This window comes from Leisingera sp., from assembly GCF_034669605.1.
Taxonomy (GTDB): Bacteria; Pseudomonadota; Alphaproteobacteria; order Rhodobacterales; family Rhodobacteraceae; genus Leisingera.
Map to the genome: position 1 here is coordinate 1 of NZ_JAXMOX010000006.1, position 12433 is coordinate 12433.

The 12433-nt window shown below is 62.7% G+C and carries 11 protein-coding genes; 5 read left to right on the forward strand and 6 right to left on the reverse strand.

What is annotated here, in order from left to right; translation table 11 throughout:
* The 5 genes from gltB to VOI29_RS01340 all read left to right on the forward strand — a co-directional run.
* Positions 1-3641: glutamate synthase large subunit (gene gltB, locus VOI29_RS01320; protein WP_323775659.1), on the forward strand; the 3641-nt coding region annotated here is incomplete at its 5' end.
* Between the two features lie 99 nt (positions 3642-3740).
* Positions 3741-4478 carry a monofunctional biosynthetic peptidoglycan transglycosylase gene (gene mtgA / locus VOI29_RS01325; protein ID WP_323775660.1) on the forward strand — a complete coding sequence of 246 codons (738 nt, stop codon included), beginning with the start codon at positions 3741-3743 and terminating at the stop codon, positions 4476-4478.
* Positions 4479-4542: 64 nt separating this feature from the next.
* On the forward strand, positions 4543-5208 hold the full coding sequence (locus VOI29_RS01330; protein WP_323775661.1) for a glutathione S-transferase family protein: 666 nt from the start codon (positions 4543-4545) through the stop codon (positions 5206-5208).
* A 76-nt stretch (positions 5209-5284) separates the two neighbouring features.
* A complete protein-coding gene (gene queG, locus VOI29_RS01335) occupies positions 5285-6322 on the forward strand; it encodes a tRNA epoxyqueuosine(34) reductase QueG (RefSeq protein WP_323775662.1) in 1038 nt (345 codons plus the stop codon).
* A gap of 72 nt (positions 6323-6394) precedes the next feature.
* Entirely contained in the window at positions 6395-8401 is a 2007-nt protein-coding gene (locus VOI29_RS01340; protein ID WP_323775663.1) for a hydantoinase/oxoprolinase family protein, read from the forward strand.
* 150 nt (positions 8402-8551) lie between these two features.
* Here VOI29_RS01340 and msrA read toward each other — a convergent pair whose 3' ends face one another.
* The 6 genes from msrA to VOI29_RS01370 form a co-directional block, all read right to left on the reverse strand.
* Complete coding sequence (gene msrA, locus VOI29_RS01345) at positions 8552-9067, reverse strand: peptide-methionine (S)-S-oxide reductase MsrA (protein ID WP_323775664.1); 516 nt, start codon at positions 9065-9067, stop codon at positions 8552-8554.
* On the reverse strand, positions 9064-9513 hold the full coding sequence (gene msrB, locus VOI29_RS01350) for a peptide-methionine (R)-S-oxide reductase MsrB (protein ID WP_323775665.1): 450 nt from the start codon (positions 9511-9513) through the stop codon (positions 9064-9066). The genes msrA and msrB overlap by 4 nt, the downstream gene beginning before the upstream one ends.
* Before the next feature lie 105 nt (positions 9514-9618).
* On the reverse strand, positions 9619-10182 hold the full coding sequence (locus tag VOI29_RS01355; protein ID WP_323775666.1) for a DUF4202 domain-containing protein: 564 nt from the start codon (positions 10180-10182) through the stop codon (positions 9619-9621).
* Between the two features lie 110 nt (positions 10183-10292).
* Positions 10293-11198 carry a DMT family transporter gene (locus VOI29_RS01360; protein ID WP_323775667.1) on the reverse strand — a complete coding sequence of 302 codons (906 nt, stop codon included), beginning with the start codon at positions 11196-11198 and terminating at the stop codon, positions 10293-10295.
* A 60-nt stretch (positions 11199-11258) separates the two neighbouring features.
* Entirely contained in the window at positions 11259-11882 is a 624-nt protein-coding gene (locus tag VOI29_RS01365) for a LysE family translocator (protein WP_323775668.1), read from the reverse strand.
* 169 nt (positions 11883-12051) lie between these two features.
* The gene (locus tag VOI29_RS01370; protein WP_019297532.1) at positions 12052-12339 is read right to left on the reverse strand and encodes an HU family DNA-binding protein; all 288 of its coding nucleotides are present in this window, start codon (positions 12337-12339) and stop codon (positions 12052-12054) included.
* Positions 12340-12433 lie beyond the last annotated feature (94 nt).

The window sequence follows — 12433 nt, forward strand, 5'->3', positions numbered from 1 at the left end:
AGCCAATCGTGCCGGGCGGTGCATCGGACTCGGCGGCACTGGACGGCGTGTTTGAGGTACTGGTGCGCGCGGGCCGTTCTGCGCCGATGGCGAAGACCATGCTGGTGCCGGAAAGCTGGTCCAAGCAGGCAGTGGAGCTGCCGCAGGCCTGGCGTGACATGTATTCCTACTGCAACTCGGTGATGGAACCCTGGGACGGCCCCGCGGCGCTGGCGATGACCGACGGCCGCTGGGTCTGCGCGGGCCTGGACCGAAATGGTCTGCGTCCGATGCGCTATGTGGTGACCGGCGACGGGCTGGTGATTGCGGGTTCCGAGGCCGGCATGGTGCCGATTGACGAGGCTTCCGTGATTGAAAAGGGCGCCTTGGGGCCGGGTCAGATGCTGGCAGTCGACATGCAGAAGGGCAAACTGTTCAACGACCAGCAGATCAAAGACAAACTGTCCCGGGCGTTGCCGTTTGGCGATTGGGTCAAGCGGATCAACGATCTGGACACCACCCTGGCCAGCGCGTCCGAGCAGCCGCTGTTTACCGGTGAAGAGCTGCGCCGCCGTCAGGTTGCTGCAGGGTATACCATTGAGGAACTGGAGCAGATCCTGGCGCCGATGGCCGAGGACGGCAAGGAATCGCTTGCTTCGATGGGCGACGACACGCCTTCTGCGGTGCTCTCCAAGATGTACCGCCCGTTGAGCCATTTCTTCCGCCAGAACTTCAGCCAGGTGACCAACCCGCCGATCGACTCACTGCGTGAATACCGGGTGATGTCGCTGAAGACCCGGTTCGGTAACTTGAAGAACGTTCTGGACGAGGACAGCTCGCAGACCGAGATCATCGTGCTGGAAAGCCCCTTTGTGGGCAATGCCCAATGGGACATGCTGGTGCAGCAGTTCAACGCGCCGTTGGCCGAGATCGATTGCAGCTTTGCTCCGGGCCGCGGATCGCTGAGTGCAGCGCTGGAGCGGATCCGGGGAGAGGCTGAGGAGGCGGTGCGCTCAGGTGCGGGCCACATCGTGCTGACCGATCAGTACTCGGATGCGGGCAAGGTGGCGATGCCGATGATTCTGGCGACCTCCGCCGTGCATTCGCATCTGACCCGCAAAGGGTTGCGGACCTTCTGTTCGCTGAACGTGCGCTCCGCCGAGTGCGTCGATCCGCATTACTTTGCAGTGCTGATCGGCTGCGGCGCCACCGTGGTGAACGCCTACCTGGCCGAGGATTCGCTGGCCGACCGCATTGATCGCGGGCTGCTGGACGGAAGTCTTACCGAAAATGTCGCCCGCTACCGCGAGGCTATCGACCAGGGTCTGTTGAAGATCATGGCCAAAATGGGGATCTCGGTTGTGTCCTCCTATCGCGGTGGACTGAACTTTGAGGCCGTGGGCCTGTCCCGCGCCATGTGTGCCGAGTATTTTCCGGGCATGACCAGCCGCATTTCCGGCATTGGTGTGACCGGTATCCAGACCAAGGCGGAGGAGATCCACGCCAAGGCCTGGAAGACGCAGGAAGGGATCCTTCCGATCGGCGGTTTCTACAAGGCGCGCAAATCGGGCGAGACCCACGCCTGGGAAGCGACCTCGATGCATATGATGCAGATGGCCTGCAACCGCGCGTCTTACGAGCTGTGGAAGCAGTATTCAGCCAAGATGCAGTCGAACCCGCCGATCCACCTGCGCGACCTGTTGCAGATCAAGCCAATGGGCAACGCTGTGCCGATTGAGGAAGTGGAATCGATCACCTCCATCCGCAAGCGGTTTGTGACCCCGGGCATGTCCTTGGGCGCGCTGAGCCCCGAGGCGCACAAGACGCTGAATGTGGCGATGAACCGCATCGGCGCCAAGTCGGACTCGGGCGAGGGCGGCGAAGATCCAGCGCATTTCGTGCCGGAACCGAACGGCGATAACCCGTCTGCGAAGATCAAACAGGTCGCTTCGGGCCGTTTTGGTGTGACCGCAGAATACCTGAACCAGTGCGAAGAGCTGGAAATCAAGGTGGCGCAGGGCGCCAAGCCCGGTGAGGGCGGCCAGCTGCCGGGCATGAAGGTCACCGACCTGATTGCCCGCCTGCGCCACTCGACCAAGGGTGTCACCCTGATCTCGCCGCCGCCGCATCACGATATCTACTCGATCGAGGATCTGGCCCAGCTGATCTATGACCTGAAGCAGATCAACCCGCGCTGCAAGGTGACGGTCAAGCTGGTGGCGTCTTCCGGCGTTGGTACCATTGCGGCCGGCGTGGCCAAGGCAAAAGCCGACGTGATCCTGATTTCGGGCCACAATGGCGGCACCGGGGCGTCGCCTGCGACCTCGATCAAATATGCGGGCCTGCCGTGGGAGATGGGCCTGACGGAAGCGCATCAGGTGCTTGCGATGAACAACCTGCGCGAGCGGGTGACTTTGCGCACCGACGGCGGCCTGCGCACCGGCCGCGATATTGTCATGGCCGCAATGCTGGGCGCGGAGGAATACGGCATTGGCACTGCGGCGCTAATCGCTATGGGCTGCATCATGGTGCGCCAGTGCCAGTCCAACACCTGCCCGGTTGGCGTCTGCACCCAGGACGAAGCGCTGCGCGGCAAGTTCACCGGAAATGCGGATAAGGTGGTGAACTTGATCACTTTCTATGCGCAGGAAGTGCGGGAGATCCTGGCCGCCATCGGTGCGCGCTCGCTGGACGAGGTGATCGGCCGCGCCGACTTGCTGACGCAGGTGTCGCGCGGATCGGCGCATCTGGATGATCTGGATCTGAACCCGCTGCTAATCACCGTCGATGGCTCTGCCAGCATCGTCTATAACCGTGACAAGGACCGCAATGCGGTGCCGGACACGCTGGATGCGGAGATCGTGCGCGATGCCGCCCGCTTTTTGCAGGACGGCGAGAAGATGCAGCTGTCTTATGCGGTGCAGAACACCCATCGCACTGTGGGCACCCGCACCTCCAGCCATATCGTGCGCAACTTCGGTATGCGGAATTCGTTCCAGCCGGATCACCTGACGGTGAAGCTGCAAGGGTCTGCCGGGCAGTCGCTGGGCGCTTTTGCAGCACCGGGGTTGAAGCTGGAAGTGTCGGGCGATGCGAATGACTATGTCGGCAAGGGCCTGTCGGGCGGCACCATTGTGGTGCGTCCGCCGCAGGTGAGCCCGCTGAAAGCGTCTGAGAACACCATCATTGGCAATACTGTTCTGTACGGTGCGACGGACGGTTACCTTTTCGCGGCAGGCCGTGCAGGTGAGCGGTTCGGCGTGCGCAACTCGGGTGCCTCGGTTGTAATCGAAGGCTGTGGTGCCTGCGGCTGTGAGTACATGACCGGGGGTGTGGCGGTGATTTTGGGGTCGATCGGCGCCAATTTCGGCGCGGGCATGACCGGCGGAATGGCGTATCTTTATGATCCCGACGGCAAGGCGCAGACCATGATGAACATGGAATCTCTGGTCACCTGCCGGTTGACCATGGCGCATTGGGAAGCGGAGCTGAAAACCCTGATCGCCCGCCACCTGGAGGAAACCGGAAGCCAGAAGGCCGCAGAGATCCTCCAGCACTGGGACATCGAGAAGGCTAATTTCCTGCAGGTTTGCCCGAAGGAGATGCTCGACAAACTCGCGCATCCTGTGATGCAGGAACAGGCGGCTGTTCCGGCAGAGTAAGCCGATCTAAAGACTTGAACACAGACCCCGCAGGCGAATGCTTGCGGGGTTTGCTTTTTGGCGGTTGGTTACCAGTGGCATGCTGGCCTATAGAGGGGCATGGCAAAGGCTGTTGCAAAAAATAAGAGAGCCAAGAGCAGTAAGAAGGCGGCAAAGCTGAAAGTTCAGCCCCTGCGCTGGCTTCGGCGCTGGCTATTGCGGGCGCTTCTGGCCGTGGCGGCGGTGTTCCTTTTCCTTATCCTGCTGTTTTCGGTGGTGAATCCGCCGGTCACCCATACCATCTGGGCTGAGCAGCGCCGTTTGGGTGAGGTCGACCGGATGTGGGTTCCGCTTGAGGAAATCGCCCCGGTGCTGACGCGTTCGGTGGTGGCCGCCGAGGATGCGCAGTTCTGCCGCCACTGGGGTTTTGATGCCCGCGCCATCCAGGCAGCGATTGAGGCGGGCGGCACCCGCGGCGGTTCGACCATTTCGCAGCAAGTGGTCAAGAATGTGTTCCTGTGGCAGGGCCGCAGCTGGCCGCGCAAAGTGCTGGAGACGCTGCTGACCCCGGCGGTCGAGGCGGTCTGGAGCAAGAAGCGCATTCTTGAGGTTTATTTGAACGTGGCCGAAATGGATGAGGGAGTATTTGGCGCCGAGGCTGCGGCGCGCAAGTATTTCGGAGTCGGCCCCAACGAGCTCAGCGCGCGGCAGGCGGCGTTGATCGCCGCTGTGCTGCCCGATCCCAAGGACCGCTCCGCCCGCCGCCCCAGCAGATTTGTCCAGCGCCGTGCCGCACAGATTGCCGATGGGGCGGCCACCATTCGCGCAGATGGCCGGGCCGCCTGTTTCGAGGATTGAATCTTTCTGCTGGCCAAGGCATTGCTGGTCCATCCACTGTATTTTTTGGAGACCCTCTGTAGCCATGGCGCGCCTTTATCACGTTCCCCTGTCCCCGTTTTGCCGCAAGGTGCGGCTGTCACTGGCGGAAAAGAAAATCGAGGTGGAACTGGTCGAGGAGCGCTATTGGGAGCAGGATGCTGATTTCCTGCGCCGCAACCCGGCGGCAAAGATTCCGGTGATCCGGCTGGATGGCAAGATGATGGCCGAAAGCGCGGCGATCTGCGAATATCTGGAAGAAACCCGGCCTGAGCCAGGCTTGATGCCCCGCGATGCGGAGGGCCGCTATGAAATGCGCCGGCTGGTCAGCTGGTTTGATGACAAGTTCCACAGCGAGGTGACCTCGAAGCTGCTGTATGAGCGGGTGAACAAGAAAATCACCGGCGAAGGCTATCCTGACAGCCGCAATGTGAAGGCCGGCGCCAAGGCGATTAAGTACCACCTGGATTACATGGCCTGGTTGCTGGACCACCGGCGCTGGCTGGCGGGGGACATGATGACGCTGGCGGATTTTGCCGCCGCGGCGCATCTATCGTCGCTGGATTATATCTCGGATGTGGATTGGAACCGCTCGGCAGTGGTCAAGGACTGGTACGCCAAGATCAAGTCGCGGCCGGCATTCCGTTCGATCCTGGCGGATCAGGTGCCCGGGTTCCGGCCGCCGCCGCATTACACCGACTTGGATTTCTGATAGGACTTAACAGGGGCGCTGCCCCTCTTGGGCCTTTGGCCCAATTCACCCCGGAGTATTTGGGACCAGAAAGAAGATGAGTGCTGCGTTGAAAGAACGGCTGGTGTCCCAGGCGCTGGCGGAGGGGTTTGTCTCTTGCAGAATATGCCGCCCGTGGAATGTGCCGCAGGTTCCTGCGCGGCTGCAGGCGTTTCTGGACGCTGGATATCACGGGCAGATGGGCTGGATGGCAGAACGGACCGCATGGCGCGGCGATCCGGCGCAGCTGTGGCCCGAAGCGCGTTCGGTGATCATGCTGGCGGAAAGCTATACGCCGGAAGAGGACCCGATGGCGGTTGTGGGGCAATCGGACCGGGGCGCAGTTTCGGTCTACGCTCGCAACAAAGACTATCACGATCTGGTCAAGAAACGACTGAAGCGGCTGGCGCGCTGGCTGATTTCAGAGGCCGCCGAGCCTTGTGAGGTGAAGGTGTTTGTGGACACCGCGCCGGTTCCGGAAAAAGCGCTGGGCATGGCGGCGGGCCTGGGCTGGCAGGGCAAACACAGCAATCTGGTAAGTCGGGACTGGGGCAACTGGGCCTTTTTAGGGTCTGTTTTTACCACGTTGAAACTGCCTGCGGATGCGGCTGAGCCGGACCGTTGCGGGTCGTGCCGGGCTTGCCTGGACAGCTGCCCGACGGATGCCTTTCCGGCGCCTTACCAGGTCGATGCGCGGCGCTGCATTTCCTATCTCACCATTGAGCACAAGGGGCCGGTGGAGGAAGAACTGCGCGCCAAGCTGGGCAACCGGATCTATGGCTGCGATGACTGTCTGGCGGCCTGCCCCTGGAACAAGTTTGCCGTTGCAGCAAGCGACATGCGTTATGCTGCGCGGGACGAGCTTCGGGCGCCGAAACTAGCGGAACTGGCCGCCTTGGATGATGCGGAGTTCCGGGCAAAGTTTGCTGGTTCTCCCATCAAGCGGATCGGGCGCGACCGGTTTGTACGCAATGTCTTGTATGCGATTGGAAATTCCGGCTTGCCGGAACTGCGAAAGGCGGCGCGGGGCCTGACGCAGGATCCGGATGCAGCGGTGGCAGATGCGGCGGCTTGGGCGGTTCAAAGGCTTTCGTGACGCAAACAGGATGGACGCGGCGCAAATAGGCGTTAGACCCGTTCCGGCGAACAGAAGCGGAAAGGACCGGGCATGGCGCTTTTGCTGGGTGTGGATACAGGCGGAACCTATACAGATGCGGTGCTGGTCCGCGACGAAAAGGAGGTGATCGCCACCGCCAAGTCGCTGACAACGCGCCAGGATCTGGCAATCGGCGTGGGCGGCGCGATCCGCGCGGTGCTGAACCAATCCGGTGTGGCGCCGGAGCAGGTATCGCTGGCCGCACTCTCCACCACGCTGGCCACCAATGCGCTGGTTGAGGGCCAGGGCGGCCGGGTGGCACTGATCTATATTGGGTTTTCCGAAAACGATCTGGACCGGCACGGTCTGAAGGATGCCCTGAAGGGCGACCCGGCGCTGGTGCTGGCGGGCGGTCACACCTATGCGGGCAGTGAGGCGGCACCGCTGGATGCTGTGGCCCTGGAAGCGTTCTTGCAAACCGAAGGGCCGGGGGTGACGGGGTTTGCGGTGGCTGGTGTTTTTGCCACCCGCAACCCGGCGCATGAGATTGAGGCCGCACGTATTATCCAGGAGATGACTGGTGCGCCGGTGACCTGTTCGCACCAGTTGTCGGCCAAGCTGAATGGCCCCAAGCGGGCGGTGACAGCGGTGCTGAATGCGCGGCTGATCGGGATGATCGACCGGCTGATCGGCCGGGCGCAGGACACGCTGCGGGATCTGGGCATCGAGGCCCCGATGATGGTGGTGCGCGGTGATGGGGCGCTGATGAGCGGCGAACAGGCTCGGGAGCGGCCGATTGAAACGATCCTGTCGGGGCCCGCGGCATCGATCGTGGGCGCGCGTTGGATGACAGGTGTTGAGCATGCGCTGGTCAGCGACATTGGCGGCACCACCACCGATGTGGCGCTGATCAAGGATGGCAAGCCGGCGATTGATCCGGCAGGCGCGCGGGTCGGCGCGTTCCGCACCATGGTAGAGGCGGTGGCGATGCGCACCACAGGCCTTGGCGGTGACAGCCAGGTGCATCTGACCACCAGCGGCCTCGCGGGCGGTTTGACGCTTGGCCCGCGCCGCGTGGTTCCGGTCTCGCTGATCGCCTCGGAGGCGCCGGAAGTGGTGCATGCAGCGCTGGACGCGCAATTGCGTGCCAGTACCATCGGCGAGCATGACGGGCGATTTGTTCGCGCGGTGCCGGGCGTGCCGGTCGCGGGCCTCAGCGAGCGGGAGGCGGGACTGCTGGCGCGGATCGGGATGCATGTGCATCCTCTGGGGCAAATCTTGCGCACCCGGATGGAGCATGGCTCGCTGAACCGGCTGGTGGATCGCGGGCTGGTGCAGGTGTCGGGGGTGACGCCGTCAGATGCCAGCCACGTTCTGGGCCGGGCTGATGCCTGGGATCGGGAAGCGGCGGAGAAGGCGCTGACGGTTTTCGCTCGCCGCCGGGTGGGCAGCGGCGACATGGTGGCAAAGGATGCCGCGGGGCTGGCGCAGATGATCATCGATCAGCTGACCGAACAAACCGCTCTGACCCTGTTAGAGTCTGCTTTTTCTGAAGAAACCGAGAGTTTCGGCCTGCCAGAAAACGAGTTGGCGCGGCATGTGTTGATGCAGCGCGCGCTGGCGGGTCACCGCGGGTTGGTTGCGATGCAAGCATCGGTGAATGTGGATGTGGTGGGGCTTGGCGCCTCTGCGCACAGTTACTACCCCGCGGTGGGCGAGCGGTTGCACTGCAACATGATCCTGCCCGAGCATGCAGGGGTCGCCAATGCGATTGGCGCCGTAGTCGGCAGGATCACTATGCGGCGCAGCGGAACCGTGACCGTCCCCGCTGAGGGCAAATTCCGCGTCCATCTCGAAAGCGGGCCGGTGGATTATCAAGCATCCGGCGAGGCGCTGAATGCGTTGGAGGCGGCCCTTGCCGCGGAGGCGCGCGGCGCGGCGGAAGAGGCCGGCGCGAAAGATATCCATGTGCATGTGGAGCGTGATATACGCACGGCGCAGGTGGAGGCGCGGGAGGTGTTTGTCGAAGGCACGCTGACAGTAGAAGCCAGCGGGCGCCCGCGGGTGGCGCACGGTTGAAGGCGGTTAGAGTGAAGCGGGTTTTGCAGGAAAATCCGCTGCCTCCGGCGGGGATACTTTTGACCGGAAAGACGGCGTTGACCGGGACAGATGCCGCGCAAGAAAAGCCCCGCCGGTACGGGCGGGGGATGAAAGTGCCTATGTTTGGCTCTATTCCGCAGCAGCGCCCCGTTTAGGCAGCACCCAATCGGGGCGCGCGAAATGGCAGGTATAACCGCCCGGCAGCCGCTGCAGGTAGTCCTGGTGCTCGGGCTCGGCTTCCCAGAAATCGCTCTGGGATTCCAATTCGGTGACAACCTTGCCGGGCCAGATACCGGAGGCATCGACATCGGCTATCGTGTCCTCGGCCACAGCCTTTTGGACCTCATCCGTATAATAGATCGCCGAGCGGTAGCTGGCGCCCAGATCATTGCCTTGACGGTTCAGCGTGGTCGGGTCGTGGATCTGGAAAAAGAACTCCAGTATCTCCCGGTATGACGTGACGGCAGGGTCGAAGATGATCTCGATGCCTTCGGCGTGGGTACCGTGGTTCTTGTAAGTGGCGTTGGGGACATCGCCGCCAGTATAACCGACGCGGGTGCTGATGATGCCGGGACGCTTGCGGATCAGTTCCTGCATGCCCCAGAAACAGCCGCCTGCCAGGACGGCGCGTTCAGTTGTGCTCATTTTCCGGCCTCCACTTGATTGATGTAGGCGCCATAGCCCTCTGCTTCCATATCGTCCAGGTGGACAAAGCGCAGCGACGCCGAGTTGATGCAGTAGCGCAGGCCGCCGCGGTTCATCGGACCGTCGGGGAAGACATGGCCGAGGTGGCTGTCGCCATGGGTGGAGCGGACTTCGGTGCGGATCATGCCGAGGGTGCGGTCCTCCAGCTCCTGCACATGCGCGGTCTCAATAGGTTTGGTGAAGCTGGGCCAGCCGCAACCGCTCTCGTATTTGTCCGAGGAGGCAAACAGCGGTTCGCCCGATACGATGTCCACATAAATGCCCGGCGCCTTGTTGTGCAGCAGCTTGCCGGTACCGGGACGCTCGGTGCCCGCATTCTGGGTCACATAATATGCTTCCTCCGAAAGGGCGGCAATGGCGTCCGGCGTCTTGGTGTATTTGGTCATGGTGTCCTCCCGCCTGTTCGCGTTGCTGCAGAACATGGGGTGTGCGGGTGCAAATGCAAAGCCCTGTTACAGGCGGCTCGCAAAGCCGTGTGCCGGGGGGGCTGGTCAGGTGGCGAAGGCGCCGGCCAGATCTCCGGACAGGTCGAACTCTGTCAGCACCCGGGCGCGGGCCGCCGGCGACATTTTGCGGGCGGTTTTCTCGACGATGCGCTGCACCTTGTCCGCCGGGTGTTTGGCGGCGAAGGGGGCAAAATACCACTTCAGGAAGACAAAGCAAATGATGTCCTCCAGTGCCTGCACCTGATCGTCGCGCTTAATGCCTTCCTTGCGCAGCATCCTGGCGGCGGCGTCTGTATCGTCTGGGCCATAGCCTGCCTCCTGCATCAGGTCTGTGACCACCCGAACATGGTGTTCAGCTTCGGCCTTGCGCCAGGCGAGATAGCCGGCGCGGCCTTCAGGGAAGCTGCTGCGTTGCAGCTTCCAGCGTTCCACATGCTGGCCGCGGGCGGCGATCTGCAGTGCGTCAGGCGCATCGGGGAACAGGCGCAGCTGCTGTTCGCTCATACGTTGGCCGTAAAGCAGTGCGGCGGGCTGCCCGTCTTCCCGGTTGGGATCCTGGGTGTTGGCGGCGTCGATGGCCGCAAGCACTTTGGTCAATTGCGCGCTCATGCCGCGTCCTCCTGCTGGGTCTCTGTGGATCAGAGTAAAGCGGAAGCGCGGACCGTTGCAACGGTCCGCGCGCCGTCCGGCGTGCCGGGCCCAACCGGCATAAACCGGCGTCAGCCCGGTTTTGCCACGCGGGACAGGTCCGTTGGCGGCGCGGCGGGCTGGCGGGCAAGCTGAACAGCGAGAATACCAACAGTGACAATGGCCACGCCCAGCACATCCATCGGACCGAGTTTTTCACCCAGCAATACACTGGCCACGGCGACACCAAAAACCGGGTTGAGGAAGTGGAAGGTGGCGGCCTGCACCGCGCCGATGCGGTTTAGCAGCATCACCCAGATAAGGGTGGCCATCAGGCCCGGCACCACTGTGGTATATGCAAAGGCCAGCGCCAGCCGCAGGGTGGGGCGAACAAAAATCTCCTCGGTCAACGGGGCGGCCGCAAATAGGATGGCGGAGCCGATTAGCATCTGCAGCCCCACCACCATCATGAAGTTGCCACCTGACGTGGCGCCGCGCAGGGCAAGCGTCGCCGCGGTCAGCGCCAGTACGCCTATCACGCAGAGGAATACCCCGAACATGTCGACGCCGGCACTAAGACGGGTGCCCATGATCATTGCCACGCCGAGGATGCCTGCCGCCAGCCCGGCATAACCTAGCGGGCGCAGACGTTCACCGAACAACGCCCAGCCCGCCAGCGCGACCAGCAACGGCATGGTGGAGGCGATGATCGCGGCCAGCGAGGCCTCGATCCACTGCATGGCAACGAAGTTCAGGCCCAAATATAGGGCGTTCTGGCAGATGCCGAAGATCACTGTGGCGCGCCACTGGCCCGGCGTCAGCCGCCAGCTTTGACCGATGGCACGGGCAATGGCGACGCCGATCAGGCCGGAAATCAGGAACCGGACGGCAAGCGAGAACAGCGGTGAGGCATCCTGCACGATGATCCGTGCTGACGTGAAGGCCGAAGACCACATCAGGGCAAAAGCCAACCCCATGGCAATGGCGCGTCCATCCATCGTGATTTCCTCTCTGTTGCTGCGGACTTTCCGGACATTGTGCCAGAGGGTCAAGGCATGTCAGTTCAGCCTGGCCGCAAAAATCTGCCAGCTGGCGGTGGCAAAGGCGGCGGCAAAGACCGCCTCGAATCCGCGGCGCAGGCGCAGATACATCCGGGCGGCTGCGGCGCTGGAGAACAACAGTGCGTACCCATGGAAGATCAGCGCGCTTTGAACTGCAATAGCGCCCATGACGGTCAGCAGCTCCGACAGCGGGCTGCCGGGCGGCAGAACAATGGCATACAGGGCGCCGAAAAATAGCGCCGCCTTGGGGTTGGTCAGGTGCAGCGCCAGCCCCTTGGCATAAGCGACGCGCAAGGCAGGTGTTGGTGCTGTGCGCAGTACTGGAGTTTTATGAGACAGGGCTGAGCGGGCGGACCGAACCGCGAGATACATCAGGTATCCGGCCCCGATGTACCGGACGGCTTCAAATAGCCAGGCATTGGCCAGCATCACTGCACCAAGGCCGAAAGCGGCCGAAACAGACCAGATCAACGAGCCGGAGCAAACTCCTGCGGCCAGTGCCAGCCCCGGTTTGCGGCCATGCTGCATCGCGGTGCCTGCAATGGTGAGCGTGGCGGGGCCAGGGGTGGCGGCGCCCAAAAACGCCGCGCCAAGGATCAGCGTCAGGTTCACGTCAGTCATGCGGCAGCCCTCCTCCGGCGTGACGGCAGGGTGCGCTTGAAGAGCGGTGTTGGCAAGCAGCAACGCTGCCACCGCGGGCGAAGCTTTCCCGCAGCCGGAAAACACCCGGGCAAAAGAAAAGGGCCGCCCGCGAAGGGCAGCCCTGGAACCGTCTGGCTGTTAGCTGGTATCAGCCGTTCACACTGTCTTTCAGCGCCTTTGCGATGGTCATTTTCACCACTTTGTCAGCTTCTTTGGTAAACTTCTCGCCGGTGGCCGGGTTGCGCACTTCGCGCTCGGGACGCTCGCGGCAGTAGATCTTGCCGACGCCCGGCAGGGTCACGGCACCGCCGCCCGACACTTCGCGGGTGATCAGCGAGCAGACCGCTTCCAGGGCGGAACCTGCGACTTTTTTGTCGCTACCCATTTCTTCCGCCAGAGCGGCAACAAGCTGGGTTTTGGTCATCGGTTTGGACATTCTTCGTCTCCTTAAACTGCCCGAACTCTGGGGCCTCATCGCCGGATATTATCGTTATGTTGTATGATAACACAACTTATTGTGGGCGCCGGGC